At 47.4% G+C, this 17,823-nt stretch carries 20 protein-coding genes and 2 pseudogenes; 12 read left to right on the top strand and 10 right to left on the bottom strand.

Annotated elements, in window-relative coordinates; genetic code table 11:
- Positions 1 to 847 (top strand): annotated as a pseudogene (locus HAL07_RS08020) (DUF262 domain-containing protein); the annotation flags it as partial.
- A gap of 220 nt (positions 848 to 1,067) precedes the next feature.
- Here the strand turns inward: HAL07_RS08020 and HAL07_RS08155 are convergent.
- The 10 genes and pseudogenes from HAL07_RS08155 to edd form a co-directional block, all read right to left on the bottom strand.
- Positions 1,068 to 1,229: a hypothetical protein gene (locus HAL07_RS08155; RefSeq protein ID WP_238374474.1), complete on the bottom strand. Its 162-nt coding sequence runs from the start codon at positions 1,227 to 1,229 to the stop codon at positions 1,068 to 1,070.
- A gap of 45 nt (positions 1,230 to 1,274) precedes the next feature.
- Entirely contained in the window at positions 1,275 to 1,418 is a 144-nt protein-coding gene (locus HAL07_RS08160; protein WP_233702718.1) for a hypothetical protein, read from the bottom strand.
- Positions 1,419 to 1,472: 54 nt separating this feature from the next.
- Positions 1,473 to 1,595 carry a hypothetical protein gene (locus tag HAL07_RS08280; RefSeq protein WP_264828282.1) on the bottom strand — a complete coding sequence of 41 codons (123 nt, stop codon included), beginning with the start codon at positions 1,593 to 1,595 and terminating at the stop codon, positions 1,473 to 1,475.
- 57 nt (positions 1,596 to 1,652) lie between these two features.
- Positions 1,653 to 2,849 (bottom strand): TRM11 family methyltransferase, encoded by a 1,197-nt coding sequence (locus HAL07_RS02940; protein WP_053945062.1) that lies wholly within the window; start codon positions 2,847 to 2,849, stop codon positions 1,653 to 1,655.
- Positions 2,846 to 3,127, bottom strand: a pseudogene (locus HAL07_RS08165) (BsaWI family type II restriction enzyme); the annotation flags it as partial. The pseudogene HAL07_RS08165 and the gene HAL07_RS02940, both read right to left, overlap by 4 nt.
- 12 nt (positions 3,128 to 3,139) lie before the next feature.
- Positions 3,140 to 3,595 carry a hypothetical protein gene (locus tag HAL07_RS08175; RefSeq protein ID WP_238374475.1) on the bottom strand — a complete coding sequence of 152 codons (456 nt, stop codon included), beginning with the start codon at positions 3,593 to 3,595 and terminating at the stop codon, positions 3,140 to 3,142.
- A 95-nt stretch (positions 3,596 to 3,690) separates the two neighbouring features.
- Positions 3,691 to 3,900 (bottom strand): hypothetical protein, encoded by a 210-nt coding sequence (locus tag HAL07_RS08180; RefSeq protein ID WP_053945063.1) that lies wholly within the window; start codon positions 3,898 to 3,900, stop codon positions 3,691 to 3,693.
- A gap of 560 nt (positions 3,901 to 4,460) precedes the next feature.
- Positions 4,461 to 4,595 (bottom strand): HP0135 family lipoprotein, encoded by a 135-nt coding sequence (locus HAL07_RS08285; protein WP_264828281.1) that lies wholly within the window; start codon positions 4,593 to 4,595, stop codon positions 4,461 to 4,463.
- A 57-nt stretch (positions 4,596 to 4,652) separates the two neighbouring features.
- A complete protein-coding gene (locus tag HAL07_RS02960; protein ID WP_053945065.1) occupies positions 4,653 to 5,282 on the bottom strand; it encodes a bifunctional 4-hydroxy-2-oxoglutarate aldolase/2-dehydro-3-deoxy-phosphogluconate aldolase in 630 nt (209 codons plus the stop codon).
- 2 nt (positions 5,283 to 5,284) lie between these two features.
- Positions 5,285 to 7,078 carry a phosphogluconate dehydratase gene (edd, locus tag HAL07_RS02965; protein ID WP_082355811.1) on the bottom strand — a complete coding sequence of 598 codons (1,794 nt, stop codon included), beginning with the start codon at positions 7,076 to 7,078 and terminating at the stop codon, positions 5,285 to 5,287.
- 71 nt (positions 7,079 to 7,149) lie between these two features.
- Here edd and HAL07_RS02970 point away from each other — a divergent pair, with 71 nt between their 5' ends.
- The 11 genes from HAL07_RS02970 (at position 7,150) to HAL07_RS03020 (ending at position 17,778) form a co-directional block, all read left to right on the top strand.
- Positions 7,150 to 8,472, top strand: coding sequence for a glucose-6-phosphate dehydrogenase (locus tag HAL07_RS02970; protein ID WP_053945067.1), 1,323 nt, complete (start codon positions 7,150 to 7,152; stop codon positions 8,470 to 8,472).
- Positions 8,465 to 9,139, top strand: coding sequence for a 6-phosphogluconolactonase (gene pgl / locus HAL07_RS02975; RefSeq protein WP_053941858.1), 675 nt, complete (start codon positions 8,465 to 8,467; stop codon positions 9,137 to 9,139). The genes HAL07_RS02970 and pgl overlap by 8 nt, the downstream gene beginning before the upstream one ends.
- The gene (locus HAL07_RS02980; RefSeq protein ID WP_053945068.1) at positions 9,123 to 10,109 is read left to right on the top strand and encodes a glucokinase; all 987 of its coding nucleotides are present in this window, start codon (positions 9,123 to 9,125) and stop codon (positions 10,107 to 10,109) included. The genes pgl and HAL07_RS02980 overlap by 17 nt, the downstream gene beginning before the upstream one ends.
- Entirely contained in the window at positions 10,106 to 11,755 is a 1,650-nt protein-coding gene (gene pgi / locus HAL07_RS02985) for a glucose-6-phosphate isomerase (protein ID WP_053945069.1), read from the top strand. The genes HAL07_RS02980 and pgi overlap by 4 nt, the downstream gene beginning before the upstream one ends.
- Positions 11,756 to 12,976: a sugar MFS transporter gene (locus HAL07_RS02990; RefSeq protein ID WP_053945070.1), complete on the top strand. Its 1,221-nt coding sequence runs from the start codon at positions 11,756 to 11,758 to the stop codon at positions 12,974 to 12,976.
- 63 nt (positions 12,977 to 13,039) lie between these two features.
- The gene (locus HAL07_RS02995) at positions 13,040 to 13,219 is read left to right on the top strand and encodes a hypothetical protein (RefSeq protein WP_053945071.1); all 180 of its coding nucleotides are present in this window, start codon (positions 13,040 to 13,042) and stop codon (positions 13,217 to 13,219) included.
- 106 nt (positions 13,220 to 13,325) lie between these two features.
- Positions 13,326 to 14,819: an ABC transporter substrate-binding protein gene (locus tag HAL07_RS03000; protein ID WP_053945076.1), complete on the top strand. Its 1,494-nt coding sequence runs from the start codon at positions 13,326 to 13,328 to the stop codon at positions 14,817 to 14,819.
- On the top strand, positions 14,804 to 15,763 hold the full coding sequence (locus HAL07_RS03005) for an ABC transporter permease (RefSeq protein WP_238374476.1): 960 nt from the start codon (positions 14,804 to 14,806) through the stop codon (positions 15,761 to 15,763). The genes HAL07_RS03000 and HAL07_RS03005 overlap by 16 nt, the downstream gene beginning before the upstream one ends.
- Positions 15,757 to 16,533: an ABC transporter permease gene (locus HAL07_RS03010; protein WP_053945073.1), complete on the top strand. Its 777-nt coding sequence runs from the start codon at positions 15,757 to 15,759 to the stop codon at positions 16,531 to 16,533. Before HAL07_RS03005 ends, HAL07_RS03010 begins: the two co-directional genes overlap by 7 nt.
- Complete coding sequence (locus HAL07_RS03015) at positions 16,526 to 17,137, top strand: ATP-binding cassette domain-containing protein (RefSeq protein WP_053945074.1); 612 nt, start codon at positions 16,526 to 16,528, stop codon at positions 17,135 to 17,137. Before HAL07_RS03010 ends, HAL07_RS03015 begins: the two co-directional genes overlap by 8 nt.
- A complete protein-coding gene (locus HAL07_RS03020) occupies positions 17,134 to 17,778 on the top strand; it encodes an ATP-binding cassette domain-containing protein (protein ID WP_053945075.1) in 645 nt (214 codons plus the stop codon). Before HAL07_RS03015 ends, HAL07_RS03020 begins: the two co-directional genes overlap by 4 nt.
- Positions 17,779 to 17,823: the final 45 nt, after the last annotated feature.

Raw genomic sequence — 17,823 nt, forward strand, 5'->3', positions numbered from 1 at the left:
GATCGAAAATATGGCTAAAAAATGGTATGGGGCAGAGAAAAAGGCTAGAGAGGAGAGAGATTTTATTTATTGTGTATTGGAGCGTGTGGAAGCCAAGGACATCATGGAGATCATAGAGGTTGTGGGGGATAAGCAATACAAGAAACCAGTCCTATTAGATGACATCCAAAGGATTACAGCTTATCTTAAGGCAATTGTACCCCACAAGAATGAAGAGGATTATTTGTTTGCTTATTTTGACAAACAATATGAAAATGAATCTATGGATGATGAGTGGGATAACCTTGAAGAAGCGATGGCCACACTTTCAGGTTTTGCGTCAAAGAAAGGCAACGACTTTATTGAGCGAGAAATTTTTCACCATTTTGGTTTTTTGATCTATACGGGAGATAGAATACATGACTTGCACCAACAATGGTTAAAGCATGAGGATGAAAAAGAGTTTGCCAAATACCTTTTTGCAAGAGTCAAAGAAAAAGTCCAAGCCTCGCTCAAAGACAAAAGTCTAGAAGATTTGACCTACAACGATGGCAAGCAAAGACCAACCATTCAAAATATCCTCTTGCTCTTTAATTTGGCCCATCTTATTAGCGACCAATCTTCCAATGCCTATTTTCAATTCAACCGCTTTGTTTTAGAGCAGTGGAGTTTAGAGCATATCTATGCACAAAACTCTAGAAGTGTGTGTCCCACCACGGATAAGGCAGCGATGGAAGAAAATCAGGGAGAGATTAAAGAGTGGCTTGAAGAAGTGATGAAATATTTAGAGGACGATAAGCTTAAAAAAAAGATTATAACATCTCGCAAGAAAATGGGAAAGGGGGGGATGGATTGTTATAGGGTTTAAGGGCACCATCTTTAAAGCCTGTTTATAGAAAAAAGATCTAGAGACGCAAAAGGGTTAGGCGTGTACTTGATTTTTTAAGTTCATTTTTTAAGTTCTTTAGGCCACACTGCCCGCGGTGGCGTGTGCGTCTTAAGTAGCGCCAGTATTGACTGAGTGGGTTACGCTATCTGGAGTTTAGGTAGTCACATGTGGGCACCGTCTTTGAATGTCGCGCCATCTTCTAACTTTCCCAACCGCCGCTAAAACTAGAGGTCAGAAATTTGTTAAGTCTAGCCATCCAATCCACACCGCTCAAATCTAGCGCGATTGTCCCCTCGCTAAAATTAATCAAATAGCATGCCCGTTTTACTCTCTTGGCATGCACGGCTAAAAATAAAGTCAAGGCCTTAGCAATAAGCTCAGGATCGCCACTCATTGGACCACTGGTTCAAAGCAAAAAAGGCGTTTCTACAAATTTGAGATACAAGAGAGTTTCTAAATCGGGGCCATTGAGTAAAGTCAGCTCTTGGGGGATCAAATTTTCTAAATCATGGCTTAAATGAATCCCACAAATCTCCTCTTTATCATCCATAGTAGGGTGGCGTTCCGTATGAGAATAGCTTTTAAGCTTCTTAATCATTTCTTGTTATATTTCTTTCATGCGCCCAAGCAGATCGCAGATTTGCATTAAGACTTTATTGTTTTTGATTTTATTAAAGAGGGCTTTAATTTGGGCGAGGTTTAAACACGCGGGGTTAGTCCCCTGCAAAGAAAAACCCTTTTGCTCTTGTTATTTGCCTCCCTGCTCTAACTCTACTAACGCTTTTTACTTTTTTTGGCACACAACGATTTTCTCTGTATCCATTGTTTTGCTCTTAAGTCCGGTGCGGTTGGTGGGCGAATTTTTAAGGGGCATGGATTTATTAGAAATTTTGCGCTCAAGCGTACTCAAGTGTTTGCACCCGCACGCACACAACACTTCTACAATAAAACGATCTGTGGGCAATATAAAGTTTTTAACACGCCGATTCCCCACCACAAAAAAGATCAAAGCTTTGTAAGCTAGGGAGGGCATAATATTTTGAATGCTGCGCTCTAGGTCATCATAAAAACTTGAAACTTCTAAAGCCCGTCTTGCATCCAATTTTGCGATTTCTTGGATCACATTTCCAACACTCCCCTTGGTGTAAAGTGTTTTAGCCTTCAAGCCTCCCAAGAGTTGAGAATCTAATTTCCGCGCGTTTTTAAAACCTAACCACTCGTTAATGAAAGCACTAAATTGCCCATAAGCCACAGTGGTTTTAGAATCTCCATAGGGCGGGCTAGTGAGCAGAGTATCAAAAGTCCGCTGGCTTGCTTGAAAACCAGAGTTGCAGAGATCAAAGACGATATTTTTTGTATGGCGTTGGTAAAAACGCAAATAATGCTTAGTAATGGTTTCTATCTTGTGGTAAAAAACTCCATAGGTGTTGGGCTTGTAGTTTTGGTAATCTTTCATTCTAAAAAGCTTAAATTCATTGTTACGCGTGTAACTGACTTCCCTTAAGGTTTCACTAAAGGCTAGCAAAAAAAGAGTTTTGGCTTCGCTTTGCACCCGGCTAATATGATAAAAAATGTTGCTTAAATCTTGTTGCGCTTGTTCTTCTATCCAAAAATGGGCATTTGTGATGGGAGCATTTTCAATTCTAAAACGCTGTGTCATCGACTCCAATAAGCGTTCTTTTTTATCTAAAAGCTCCGTTTTGTCTATGTAACTCAATTTTGCCCTGCTGATAAGAATGGCTAAAGGATTGAGATCAAAACCGCTTAGGTCCTTGATCCCATATTCTAAAGCACTGATAAAACTACTCCCGCTCCCACAATAAGGGTCTAGTAGATTGGTTTTTTGCGCTCCAAACTCCTGGAGTAATTCTAAACCAATTTGGGGCAACATCGTTGCCGGGTATTTATGCAAATTGGGGTAAAAAGAGGCATAACTTTGTCCTACAAAATCGTATTTTTGATTATAGACGCTCGCGATCATAGTTGCTTCTCAATGTATGTTATGAGATAGCTCAAAGGTTTAATAAAATCTCTATCATAAATGGGTTTTCCAATAAAAGCGTAATCAAAAAACTTAAACATGCCTCTTTGCTGGGGGCGATCAATTTCATTATAAAAGTTGATGGTTGCAAAACACACTAAGGGCATAATAGGGGGATTATACACAATGTCGTATTTTTCTTTCAGCTTAGAGTCTGAGTTAGCGATCTCCATCAAGAGTTTCCATTTATAAGTTTGTGCCGCTCTTTCACGCAAAGAAGTTTTAAGGGATCAAATGAGGCAATTTTTCAATGCACCCACAGAGTCAAGGCTATAAACCACTAAATCCACATCGGGCTTTTGAGTCTCCTCTCCTATTTGGATTTGGAACAACTCTTTAAAATGGGGGACTTGCGCGGGCTTTGCGCTGATAAAAATGTGAGGTGCAATCGCTCCCCCTATTTTATTCTTGAGAAAAGTATAAATAATCAGGCTTGAAAAAGCATTCCCGGCAATACTCTTTCTAGCCTGGTTAGCGTCTCTAATTTCTCCATCACTGACCCGCTTTTCAATCAAGGCATTCACAGCAGACCTAGACTCTATCATATAGTGGTAGAGACAATCAAAAACGCCAAACCATGTCATTTTTGTGGAGTCTATATCCTTATTAATCAACTCTAAGATAGGCTGTAAGTAATACTTGGACTCTATCTCTTTTAATGTTTTGATTTCTTCTTTGTTAAGCATTTTGGCAGTTTAGCGTAAATTTTCAAAAATAACCGGTGTTGCGCACTAGGCGGTTTTGTTTGAGTTACCCGATGTCAAGGGGACCAAAAATATCTTCAGGTAGAAAAGCGGTGCAACAGCGCGCTAAAAGAAATCTTCAGGTGTGCCAAAGGAAGGCTGACTTTTCTAGCGATCATCGATTTTGCGGTGCCGAGCGGTCTGTACAAAAAGATGGCTTTGCGAGCAAACATCGCTAGCAACACTAAGCGCGCGCACTCCTCGCGCTCGAATAAATCTTTTTCTAACTTAGCTAATAGAAAAGGCATTATAACTTAAGTTTATGGGGGGTTAAACGCTATAATCGGTGTGAAAACTCAAGGGTCTTTGTGGATTTGTGGTTGGTTTTAGACATCCATTTTTTGGCTCTACTGACCCCGGGGCCGGATTTTTCTTAATCAGCACATATACGCTTAAAAACCACTTTAGGCGTGGTGCTGGGGGTTTTTGTGTGGATTGTGCTTTCTTTGTTTGGCCTAAAAAGTCTGTTTGTTGCATTCCCCTTTTGCAAACTTTACCGGCTCTTTTGGGGGCGTTTTATTTGCTCTATTGGCTTTGATGTGCTCAAGACCCAGCGTACCCCTTAAATGGAAACCTGCCAGCACAAGGCGGGTTTTCTTAAGTGGGTTTCTCACCAACATTCTAAACCCCAAAGCCATGCTCTGTTTAGCAGCATTTTCTTTAGCAGTGGCCCTCTTGTTTTCTAACAAAAAGGTGCGCACACACTATGACAAACACTACAAAGCGGCCGACTACCTTTGTGCCCTGATTCTAAGCGCCTTTGCGCTGTATATCTTAGCTAGCCACATCAGGGCGTGGGGTCCAGGGACTATTTTTGTTCGGGTTGCCAGATGGTCTTTTCTGAGGGGGTGTAATCCTTTTCGTCTTCTAAAACCTGTTGTTTGCTCTCTGTGCAAGCGGTGTATAAAAAGGCTAAAATCCCTGCTAAAAGCAGTGCGCGCATCCACAATCCTTTTAAAAAATCTAAGTGTCCATTATAAACTCAAAAGGTTAAAAAGCCCTAAATGTCCTGCGCAACCGCTACACTTCTTTGTGCAATCGCCGTGATTTTAGGCCACTCTTTAGCCTGCACCAGCTCTTTAGGCGCAAGCCACGACCCCCCCACACACAGCACATTGTCTAATTTGAGATAAGCACCCATGTTCTCTAAAGAAATCCCCCCTGTGGGGCAGAAAAACACCTCTTTAAAGGGGCCCGCAAAGGATTTAAGCATGGCCACCCCCCCCGCTGCCTGCGCGGGGAAAAACTTTAAGGATTTAAGTCCAAATTCTAGAGCCAACATCACCTCGCTCGCACTCGCCACGCCGGGGATTAGCGGAATGGGCGAATCTTTAGACATTTGCGCTAAAGCGGGGATAAGCCCCGGGCTAATGGCAAATTTAGCCCCCGCCACCTGCGCTTTCTTAAAGTCTATCGCGTTTAGCACCGTGCCCGCGCCCACAATTGCCTCGGGTACTTCTTGGCTGATTTGTTTGATCGCCTCTAAAGCCTCTTTGGTGCGCAAAGTGATCTCTAAAACCTTAATGCCCCCCTGCACCAAAGCCCTGGCCAAAGGCACGGCATTTTGGGCCTCTTCAACGACCATCACGGGGATGATGCGCCCGGCGTTTAAAATGTCAAGGCTTTGCATGGCTACTCTCCAAAGCTCACTGCGCCCGTCTCTGTGCTGCCAACTAAAAAACGCAAACCGGCAAAGAGCTCGCGCCCGCTGCCAAAGAGCTCGCGCATGAAAGGTGTGGAGGGCTTGCGCGCCTCCCACTCCTTATCTTCTATTAAGACTTGCAAAATCCCGTTTTTAGCGTCTAAAAGCAACATATCTCCATCTTGAATCTTGGCAATCCCCCCGCCTAAAAGGGCTTCAGGGCTCACTTGGATGGCAGCAGGTACTTTACCCGATGCCCCGCTCATGCGCCCATCTGTCACCAACGCCACTTTAAAACCCTGATCTTGCAGTACGCCTAAAATGGGGGTGAGCTTGTGTAGCTCTGGCATCCCGTTAGCGCGCGGACCTTGGTAGGACAAGACGGCGATGAAGTCTCTTTGCAACTCTTGGCGGTTAAAGCGATCGATCAAGTCCTGTTGGGATTCAAAGATCAGGGCGGGGGCTTTAATGATGTGGTGTTCCTCAGCGATGGCCGACACTTTAATCACTGCCCGACCCACATTGCCCTTAAGGATTTCTAGCCCTCCATTGGATGAAAAGGGCGCATCAACTCCCCTTAAAATGTCGGTGTTCTGACTCTCCTTAACGCCCTCTTGATAAACCACTCGATCCCCGTCTAAGTAGGGGTTTTTGCTGTAGGCTTCTAGCCCCTGGCCCATGATCGTGTCGCAATCTTCGTGTAGCAGCCCAGCCTTTAGCAATTCACGCACTACGAAAGCCAATCCGCCGGCGGCTTCAAATTGGTTAATGTCGGCTTGCCCGTTGGGGTAGATCTTGGCAAGTAGAGGGGTGATTTTAGAAATGGCAGCAAAGTCATCCCAGTTGATCACAATCCCGGCGGCTTTGGCGATGGCGACTAGGTGCATGGTGTGGTTGGTCGAGCCGCCCGTAGCCATCAAGCCCACAATGGCATTGACAATGTTTTTTTCACTAATCATTTCCCCCACCGGCTTGGGTGTGCGTGTCGCCATGTGGGTGGCGGCTTGCTCTACAAGGGCTCTTCTTAAAGAAGTGTGGGGGTTGATAAAAGCGGAGTTAGGCAAGTGTAAGCCCATCAATTCCACCACCATTTGGTTAGAGTTGGCGGTCCCATAAAAAGTACAAGTGCCCGGGGAATGGTAAGACTTCATCTCGCTTTCCAAGAGCTCCTGCCTAGACACCTTACCCTGCGCAAAGAGCTCGCGCACTTTGGACTTTTGCGCATTGGCTAGACCGCTTCCCATAGGCCCGGCGGGGACAAAAATAGCGGGCAAATGCCCAAAGCTCAAAGCCCCGATCAAAAGGCCCGGCACGATTTTATCGCACACCCCTAAGTAAAACGCCCCGTCAAAAACATTGTGCGAGAGTGCAATGGCAGTACTCATGGCGATCACATCGCGCGAGAATAAACTAAGCTCCATGCCGCTATAACCCTGTGTGATGCCATCGCACATCGCAGGCACGCCTCCTGCCATTTGCCCAAAAGCTTTGTGGGTTAAAAGCTTTGCCTTGATCCACTCGGGGTAATCTTTTAATGGCTGGTGGGCAGAGAGCATGTCGTTGTAGGCGGAGATGATCGCGTAATTAGGCTTGTCGTTTGTTTTGATTTGGGCCTTCACAGATTCGGGCAAGCTGGCGTAGGTGTGGGCCAAATTGGCACAACCTAAATCTTTGCGCTGGATTTTACCCTGCGCCTTTGCAATGCGCTCTAAATAGGCCTTTCTCGTGTCTCGACTGCGTTCAACGATACCTTTGGTAATGTCCTCTAGGGCTTTTTTAGGCATACACACCTCCATGTAGTCTGATCATGGGGGCAATGATACTACAATTTTTTGCAAATCTCTAAAGGATGAACATGCAAGAGTGCCACTTTATCTTACTAGGGGCGACAGGGGATTTAGCCTTGCGCAAAATCTTTCCCGCCTTGTATAGGGCGAGCTTATCGGGCTTAAAGCCTACAATCACCGCTTGTGCCAGAAGCCCCCTAAGCACCCAAGAGTTTATCCGTCATCTCAGCATCAAGGCAAAGGAATACGTTAAAGACCTAGACCCCACAGCGTGGGAGAGTTTCACAACATATGTCAGTTACACCCCCTTAGATTTAACTAAGACTAAAGATTTTCAAGCCCTCAAGGCCACACACCCCAACACCATCATTTATTTTTCCATCGCGCCCGAGTTTTTTGCGAAGGCGTGCCAAAACCTCGCCGCTGTGGGCTTAAACGCCCCGGGGGTAAAAATTGTGCTTGAAAAGCCTTTGGGCACAAACTTGGCCTCTTGCCAAGAAATCTGTCGGCAAATCAGCCAACACTTTAAAGAAGAACAAATTTACCGCATAGATCACTATTTAGGCAAGCAAAGCGTGCAAAATCTCTTTTATTTGCGCGCCAACAACCCCTTCTTGGCCGGCTTGCTGGGGGCAAGTTACTTAGACCACGTGCAAATCAGCGTGCTAGAGACTTTGGGAGTGGAAAGCCGCGGGGGTTTTTACGACCCGATGGGCGCGCTGCGCGACATGCTCCAAAACCACATGTTGCAAATGCTCGCTTTAGCCACCATGCCCGCAAACACCCCCATAGAGGACATGAGGCAAGCGAAGTTAGAAATGCTAAAGAGCCTAAAACCCCTCAATGAAGAATCGCTAAAAACGCAAGTGGTGCGGGGACAATACAGCGCGAGTCAAAATTTTAAGGGCTACAAACAAGAAGAGCAAGTAAGCCCCAACAGCCAAACAGAAACCTTTGTCGCTTTAAAACTGGAGTTAGATCATCCAAACTGGCAGGGAGTGCCTTTTTACCTACGCACGGGCAAGCGCATGGGCGCGTCTTTGGTGCAAGTGGTCTTTGTGTTTAAGGGGCCCACACAAACTTTAGTCTACACGTTGCAGCCACAATGCAGTTTAAAGTTGCAACTGCAAGGCATGGGGGCTTTAAAGAGCGCACTAGATGCGGGCATGGACGCTTATGAGCGGTTGATTTTAGAAGTCGTGGCGGGCAATCAAGCCCTCTTTAACCACCAAAATGAGCTAGAGGCCGCGTGGAGCTTTATAGATCCCATTTTAGAGTCTTGGCAAAAGGGCCTCACCCCTCTTTTGTCTTACCCGGCGGGTGGCTTTGGACCTGAAGCCGCCTTTGCGCTTTTAAGTAAAGACAATCGAGCGTGGATCACCCATGTTTAAGCTCTATACTTTTAAAACCCCCCTTGAGAGCGCGCAGGCCTTAGCCATTGAGATCGCCACACAATTAAGGCGGATGTTAAGCATAAAAGAGCAAGTGGGGCTGGCCCTTTCTGGAGGCAAGTCGCCCACCGCGTTTTTGCAAGCCCTAAGTCAAGTATCCCTAGAGTGGCGCAAGTGTCGCATTAGCCTTGTCGATGAGCGGGTGTTGCCCTTAACAGACCCTGAAAGCAACGCCCTTTTGATCCACACGCATTTTTTGCAAAACAAAGCCCAAATTGCCCCTTTCACGCCTTTAGTGCTCGATTCTAGCTTAAGCACCCAAGAGCTTTTAAAATACGCAAAGGCAAGCTACACGCAACCCGACTTGGCGGTGCTTGGCATGGGAGCTGATGGGCACACGGCTTCGCTTTTTGCCTGTGCGTCCGAGTATGAAAACGCCCTAAATAGCCAAGAGCCCATCGTTGCCACAACCCCCAAAAACGCCCCCTTTAAAAGATTAAGCATGTCCTTAAGCGCACTTGAGAATTGCCAAGTGCTGTTTTTGCTCATCAGTGGAGCTGAAAAAAAGGCAGTGTTTGAGAGGGCGGCCCAAGCCCTAGAGCCTAGTTTGCCCATCTCTCATCTCTTAAATTCTCATAAGGTGGTCTGCCATGTCTATTGCGCCTAACACTTACCCACGCCTTTTAGCCGACATTGGGGGGACAAATGCCCGCTTTGGGCTGGAGGTCGCCCCCGGGCAATTAGAGTCCGTTGAGGTTTTGGCCTGCCACGACCACGCCACAATAGTCGATGCCGTGAAATGCTATTTAAAGAGTGTAAAACGCCCTAGTGTCCGCCACGCCGCCTTTGCGATCGCCAATCCTGTGGTGGGCGATTGGATACAGATGACCAACCACCATTGGGCCTTTTCCATTGAAACCACCCGCCAAGCTTTGGGCTTTTTAACTTTATTAGTCATCAACGACTTCAGTGCTCAGGCTTACAGCATCGCCCAACTTAAAGAAGAGGAATTGGTGCAAGTGGGCGGAACAATGTGCGCCATTGACGCGCCTAAACTGGTGATAGGGCCGGGCACGGGGCTAGGGGTGAGCGCGCTCATCCCTTGTTGCGATGGCGCATGCGTGGCTTTGGCCGGGGAGGGCGGGCATGTGAGTTTTGCGCCCTTTGATGACACGGAAGTGATGTTGTGGAAATACGCCAAGAAAAAATACGGGCATGTGTCTGCTGAACGCTTCTTAAGCGGGGCGGGGCTGGTTTTAATCCACGAGGCCCTAGCCGACAGGGAGGGGATTAAAGCAGAGAAAATGACCCCAGAGATCATCAGCCAACAAGCCCTAAGCGGTAAATCCCCCCTGTGCCGTTTGACCTTAGACATTTTTTGCACCATTTTAGGCACGGTGGCCTCAAATATGGCGTTGATTTTGGGCGCACGCGGCGGGGTGTATCTATGCGGGGGGATCATCCCCCGCTTCATCGACTACTTCAAAACCTCCCCCTTTAGGATTCGTTTTGAAAACAAGGGGCGTTTTGATGCTTATTTGGCCGCCATCCCCGTTTATGTTGTGCTGGCAAAATATCCCGGCATCGCCGGAGTTGGCATTGCCCTAGAAAACCACTTACGCAAAGAGAATGTATGAAAGCTTTGACACAACAGCCAGCCTTTAAAGCCTTGCAAGAGCATTTTGAGGGCATTAAAACGGCGCACATGAAAGACATGTTTCAAGCCGACCCGCAGCGTGCCAAGCGTTATTTTTTAAAAAATGGCTCTGTGAGTTTGGATTACTCTAAAAACCGCATAGACGACACCACCTTAAAGCTCTTGAGAGATTTAGCCACAGAGTGTGGCTTGGCTGAAAAAATCCAAGCTATGTTTAGCGGTGAGAAAATCAACAGCACAGAAGAGCGCGCCGCTTTGCACACAGCCCTGCGCTATCAAGGACAAGAGCCCATTAAAGTCGATGGCGTGGATGTGTTGCCCCAAGTGCGCCAAGTCTTAGAGCGCATGGAAAAATTTAGCGACATGGTGCGTTGCGGGGAGTGGCTAGGCTACACCAATCAGGTCATCACCGATGTGGTCAATATTGGCATCGGGGGCTCAGACTTAGGGGCTCTAACGGTGTGTAAGGCTTTGCACCACTTTGCCAGCCCCCGCCTAAACATGTACTTTGTGTCTAATGTCGATGGGACACAAATACAAGGCGTGCTGGATAAAATCCACCCCGAAACCACGCTCTTTATCGTGGCCTCAAAGACCTTTTCCACGCAAGAGACCCTAACAAACGCCCTAAGCGCGCGGCAGTGGTTTTTAGCCCACGCGCTCAATGAAGCCCACATTGCCAAACACTTTGTCGCCGTTTCCACGAATAAAGAAGCCGTGCAAGCCTTTGGGATCGACACGCAGAACATGTTTAGCTTTTGGAACTGGGTGGGGGGGCGTTATAGCCTGTGGTCGGCAATCGGGCTTTCCATCATGATTTACTTAGGTAAGCAGAATTTTAAAGATTTATTGTGCGGGGCGTATGAAATGGATCAACATTTTAAGAACGCCCCCTTTGAGTGCAACATGCCCGTGATTTTGGCCTTGCTAGGCATTTGGTACATCAATCTTTTTGACGCAGGCAGCCACCTCATCGCTCCCTACGACCAGTATTTGCGCTATTTCCCCCGCTTCATCCAACAACTCGACATGGAGAGCAATGGCAAGAGCACCACGCTAGAGGGGCAGGCGGTGGATTACGACACGGGGCCCATCATTTGGGGAGATTTGGGCATCAACGCCCAGCACGCCTTTTTTCAGTTGTTGCACCAGGGCACGCACATCAGCCCCATTGACTTCATCGTGTCTTTGAGCAAAGAAGGGCATTTGCCCGGACACCACGACATTTTGGTGAGCAACATGTTTGCCCAAGCGCAGGCTTTTATGCAGGGCAAGGACTATAACCTAGCCTACCAAGAGCTCTTAGAGGCGGGCAAGAGTGCAGAAAAAGCCCGCACGCTCGCGCACCATAGGGTGTTTTCAGGCAACCGTCCCAGCAATGTGATTTTACTAGACACCATTTGCCCCAAGAGTGTGGGCGCGCTCATCGCCCTTTATGAGCATAAAATTTTCGTACAAGGGGTGATTTGGAACATCAATAGTTTCGATCAGTGGGGGGTGGAGCTTGGTAAAGAGTTGGCGGTGGATATTTTGGCACGCCTTAAAGGGGAAGGCCTGACAAAACCTCAAGACGCTTCGACAGAGCACCTCATCGAGGTTTATAGCGCATTCAATAAAGGACTTTAAATGCAAACTAAGAGCAATGCTTTTGCGCTCGCGGCCCTAACCGCCTTGTTTTTTGCCATGGGCTTTATCACCGTTTTAAACGATGTGCTGATCCCACACCTAAAGAAAATCTTTGAGCTTAACCACACAGAAGCAGTTTTGGTGCAGTTTTGCTTCTTTGGGGCTTATTTTATTACGGGTGGGTTTTTTGGCAAATTGCTAGAGAAGATCGGCTACCCGGCGGGTGTGGTCTTAGGCTTTGTCTTTAGCGCCATAGGCTGTATTTTGTTTTACCCCGCTGCCTCTAGCGCCTCTTACCCCATTTTTTTAGGCGCGCTCTTTATTTTGGCAAGCGGGGTGGTGCTTTTGCAAACTGCAGGCAACCCTTTTGTCACACTTTTAGCCCCGGGTAAAGAAGCGAGCGCTTTAACTCTCGTGCAGGCTTTTAACTCTCTTGGCACAACTCTGGGGCCTCTCTTTGGAGCGTACTTAATCGCCTCAAACACCCAAAAGGTGATAGACAAGGTCAAAGAGGCGCAGTCGGTGCAAATCCCTTATTTGGTGATCGCGGGGGCGTTGATTGTCTTGGCCCTCATTGTTTATTTACTAAAGTTGCCCGATGTGCGCGAGAGGGCGGAGCAAATCAGCGAACACAACCACGATGGCAAAAAAAGCGCGCTAGGGTACAGCCACTTTGTCTTTGGGGTGGGGGCGATTTTCTTTTATGTGGGCGGAGAAGTGTCGATCGGCTCGTTTTTGGTTTTAACGATGGAAGAAATTGCCCATATCCCTGAAAAAGTGGGCGCGCATAACCTCATCTACTACTGGGGCGGGGCGATGGTGGGGCGTTTCATCGGCAGTGCGGTCATGCAAAAAATCGCCCCAAATACATGCCTAGCCTTCAATGCCGGCGTAAATGTCCTCTTGCTCGCAATAGCTTTGGCATTGCACAACGCCACAAGCATTTACTTTTTGCTCGCCATTGGATTATTTAACTCCATCATGTTTCCCACGATTTTTTCTTTGGCTACAAAGGGCTTGGGCAGATTCACCAGCCAAGCTTCTGGGATCATCTGTATGGCGATTGTGGGCGGGGCGGTTGTGCCTTTAATTCAGGGTTACATCGCTGACATCCACAGCTTGGGGCTTTTGATCTCTTATATGGTGCCCATGGCGTGCTATGTCTATATCCTCATCTTTGCCGTTTATTTCTACTCCATAAGAGAGCGCACACATGCTTGAGCCATTAGACAAGTGTTTAAAAAGAGATGTTAGTATTAACGAAAATTGTTCAAGGAGAGAACGATGGATACACAGCAACGCGCTAGACTCACGTGTCTGCTAGACACTTTGCAAAAACAATTGGGGTCGTTGCAAGAGGAGTGTGAAAGCACTAAGGCGCGCTTAGAGAGTCTTCGAGCGCAGTACAACCAAGTGGTGCAACCCCCCATACAAAAATGCGCCTCTAAAAAAGAAGCGTGCTGACCTAAAAAGGAGGGGTTTAGCCCGCGCACATTAATCATTTTTTAAGGAATTAATACTAATACTACAAAAATAGCACTAAAGGATCACTGTGTTTAAACTGCTCTTAATGCTTGTGTGTGCGCTTCCCCTTTTTGCTACAACGCCCAAGGACACTTTAGTGATTGGCGTTGAAAACGAAACCGCCCGCATCAACCCCCTTTTTGACGAGGATCACGACAGCGCCCTAGATTTTGTCTTTAGTGGCCTCACCCGCTTTAGCCCTGATATGCAAATTGAGCCCGATTTGGCCACAAGCTGGGAGGTGAGCCCTAATGGCTTAAGCTGGGTGTTTCACTTAAGAAAAGGCGTACTCTGGCACGATGGCAAGCCCTTTAGCGCGCAAGATGTGAAATTCACTTTAGAGCAGGCGCAAAATCTGAAACTAAACGCTCCCGCTCGGGCAAATTTCACCGCGATTCAAAGCGTGCAAGTGCTCGACCCTTACACCCTAAAGATCACCCTAAAAGCCCCCTTTCCCCCGCTCTTAGATGTGCTGAGTGTGGGTATTTTGCCAAAACACCTATTAGAGGGCAAGGATTTAAACACGGATTCTTTTAACCAACACCCCATCGGCACGGGTCCTTTTAAATTTGTGCGTTGGCAAAAGGGGACGTATATCAGCTTTGTGGCTAACGACAAATTTTACAGGGGCGCACCCAAAGCAAAAAAAGTCATTTTGAAGATCGTGCCCGATTTTAATGTCCGCACCTATGAGGTCAAAAATGGGGCAATCGATGTGGCTTTAGTGGAGCCTAATTTAGCCAAGAGCCTAGAGCGCGACCCCCACATCAAAATTTTAGACATGAAAAGTGCGGATTATCGGGCATTGATGTTTAATTTTGACAACCCCCTTTTAAAATCTTTGGCCGTCCGCCTTGCCATCAACTACGCCATCGATCGCCCCCTGATCGCCCAAAAGATTTTACACGGCTATGGCTTTGTGGCCAACAACCCCATACAGGCAAGCTGGGCCAACGACTCGCACGCGCAAGGTTACCCCTACGACCCCAAAAAAGCCCGAGAGATTTTAAAAAAAGACGGCTGGGTGCTCAAGGACAAGGTTTTTTACAAAAACGGCAAGCCTTTAGCCTTTGACATTTACGCCTTCAACACCGACCCCTTGAGGGTTACGCTAGCCAACATTTTGCAGAGCGAATTGGCCCAAGTGGGGATCAAAGCCACGGCCATTGCCAAAAACCACGGGGCGTTTGAGATCAGCAAAGTCGATAGTTTCATCATCGGTTGGGGCAGCCCCCTAGACCCTGACTTGCAAACCTACCGCATTTTTGGCACAAAAATGGAGTGGAATTACAACCACTACACAGACAAAGCCATAGACCTTGCCTTAAACAAAGCCCGCACCACCAACAACCAAGCGAGCCGTAAGTTGTGGTACGCCAAGTTTATCCAAGACTTGCACGATGACCCGCCCTTTGCGTTTTTGGTGTATTTGCGCTACCCCTTAGCCTACCGCTCTAATATCCATGGCATTAAACCCACGATTTTAGGGCATCACGGGGCGCGCTTCACCTACAATGTCGCCGAGTGGAGCAAGGATTAGTGCGCTTTGCGCTTAAGAAAATTGTCGGGGCACTCGCGCTTTTATTGGTTTTTAGCTTTGTGGTTTTTATGCTCTTAGATTTGTCAAGCGGGAGCGTACTCTCAGGCATTTATGGCGATAGCGTGCAGGCGGCCAACCCTATAATTAAAGAGAGGCTTTTAGCTAATTTGGGCTTAGATCGCCCCTTGTTGGTGCGTTATTTGGAGTGGCTAGCAAGGGTTTTAAGGGGGGATTTGGGCGTGAGTTTGGCAAGCGGGGAGCAAGTGAGTGTCATTTTAAAAGAGTGTTTGCCCTACACATTGACACTAGGGCTCACAAGCTTTGGACTAAGTTTTGTTTTGGCGTTGATTTTGGGGACGATTGCGGCGTATTTTAAGGACTCTTGGCTAGATAGAGCGATCATCTACACGACTTTAGGTTTTTTCAGCGTGCCTAGTTTTTGGCTAGGTTTGGTGGCGATCATGGTCTTTAGCGTGCTCTTAGGCTGGTTGCCTAGCTCTGGAGCGTATGAGTTGGGTGCAGAGCCCACTTTTAGCGATTTGGCCCGCCATATGCTCTTGCCCGTGTGTGTACTGACCCTTTCGCATTTAGCCATTTACACCCGCCTCGTGCGCTCAGTGGTGCTAGACACCTTGCAAGAACCCTTTGTTTTAAGTTACCAAGCGTGGGGGGTTAGCTCTATGCAACGCTTTAAGCTGGTGTTGCGCTTTTGTTTTTTACCCATTGTGGGGTATTTTGTGGCAAATGCGGGGGCGATTGTGGGGGGGACTTATGTCGTGGAAAGTGTGTTTTCTATCGGCGGGCTGGGGCAAAGCACAATCAACGCTTTGCTCCACAAAGACTACCCCCTAGCTTTAAGCATTGTCATGTTGAGTGCATTTTTTGTCGTGGGGCTTAATGTGCTCGTGTCCATTTTAGCTAAGTGGATCAACCCCAAATGGTAAAATTTTGGCTTCTTGGGGCGTTGCTTTTGATCTTTCTCTTGCCCTTTTTTGCGCCCTTTGATCCAACGCAAGTGCATTTAGAATCCTTGAAATTGCTCCCAAGCAAAACGCACTGGCTAGGCACGGACTTTTTAGGGAGGGATGAATTTTCAAGATTCTTGTTTGCCTTAAGAAACTCTGTTTTTGTGGGGCTCGTGGGCGGGCTTTTGGCTTTACTCATTAGCTTAGGTTTTGCCTTTGGGGTGCTCTTTGCGCCTAAGTGGGGGCGCGCGGGGCTTTTAGGGTTTTTAGACGGGTTTTTGGCATTGCCAACTTTATTGTTGATTTTACTTTTTAGCGCGCTCAGTGTAAGGGGGTTTGGGATTTTGGCTTTGGGTGGGCTGCTGTCGCTCTTTTTATGGGCGCAAATGGCAAAGGTCTTAAGCGATGGCTTTAGAGAGATTGCCACAAGGGAGTTTATCGCCAACGAGCGCGCTTTAGGGGCGAGCAAGTTTGAAATCGCCTTTTGTGAAATTTTGCCCCTGGCCAAAAACAGCGTTTTTGTACTGCTGGCAAACACTTGCGCGCACGCCATCAGTGCCGAGGCTCTGCTTAGTTTCTTTGGGCTGGGGCTAAAAGTGGGGGAGGCAAGCTTAGGCAACATGCTAAATGAAGCGTCTCAAGCGATCTTTACGGGGGTGTGGTGGCTGGTCTTAGTGCCCGGTGTGGCGGTTTTTGTGGTGGTCTTTGTTTTGGCGTATTTGGGCGAGAGGCTCGGGCAGCGTGCTTGAAGTGCAAGATTTACAAGTCCTTGCCCCAAGTGGGGAGATTTTAAAGGGCATTGGCTTTGAAACTTCCGCCCATTTAGCCATTTTAGGGCCCAGTGGGAGCGGTAAAAGCACTTTGGCTAAGGCTTTTTGTGGGCTCTTGCCCCCCACTTTTAAAGTGCATCACACCCACTTAAAAATGAGCGGGCCTAGTGGCTATGTCTTTCAAGATTGCATTTCCTGCTTTTTCCCCTATCTAAAGATTAAAGACACCTTTAAAATGGTGTTAAAAGAGCGCTTTACTCAGACTAAAGACTTGCTAGAAAGACTAAATGTCCCCTTAAAGGTGTGGGAAAATTACCCTTATGAGCTTAGTCGGGGGATGGCTAGCCGGGTGCAAATTGCCTTGAATTTGGCTCTTAATAAACAAATCCTCTTTTTAGACGAGGTGACAAGCTCGCTCGATCGCGCGAACACGCAAAGCGTGGTGGATTTGCTCTTAAGCCTGCCCGTGCAAAGGGTCGTCATCACCCACGATGAAGAGGTGGCGCGTGCTCTGTGTGAGGTGGTGCTGGTTTTAGAGAGTGGCCGGGGGGTTTATTTTGGAAAAATAGCGGGGTATTTGTGATCTTAGAGGTGCTGGAGTTGTCTAAGTCCTATGGGGCACAAGAGATTTTAAAGGGGGTGAGCTTTGGCCTAAAAAAGGGGGAGTTGGTGGCACTGATGGGGTCTAGTGGGAGCGGTAAAAGCTCGTTGGCTAAATGCATCGCCCGTTTAGAGCCCTTTAGTGGGGGGCAGATTTTATACGAACAACAAGACATTTTACAGATCCCAGAAAAGCCCTTTAGGCAGACGGTGCAGTATGTGTTTCAAGATCAACTCATGGCCTTAAACCCCGTCAAAAAGGTTAAAGACCTGTTGGGCAGTGTGTACCGCCGTTTTGACACCCGCGCCCTTTTAAACGAAACTCTAGAGCACGCCAAATTGAGCCCAAAACTCTTGGAGCGCTCCCCCAAAGAACTTAGCGGGGGAGAGAGACAAAGATTAGGCATTGCGCGGGCGATGCTGGTTTGTCCTAAGATTTTATTGCTCGATGAAACCACAAGTGCACTCGATAAAAAGCTCAAACATGAAATCATGCAAGTGGTCGCCACTTACCAAAGAGAAAAACAAGTGACTATTCTTTTCATCACCCACGACACCGCCCTAGCTAAAGAGTATTGTGAGCGGTTTTTAAACATTCAAGAGGGGTTGCTCTCTAGCTTTTAGACTGGCCTAATCGCCAGTCACCCTTTTAAACCGCAAAAACACCGC

Source organism: Helicobacter ailurogastricus (assembly GCF_001282945.1).
Lineage (GTDB): Bacteria > Campylobacterota > Campylobacteria > Campylobacterales > Helicobacteraceae > Helicobacter > Helicobacter ailurogastricus.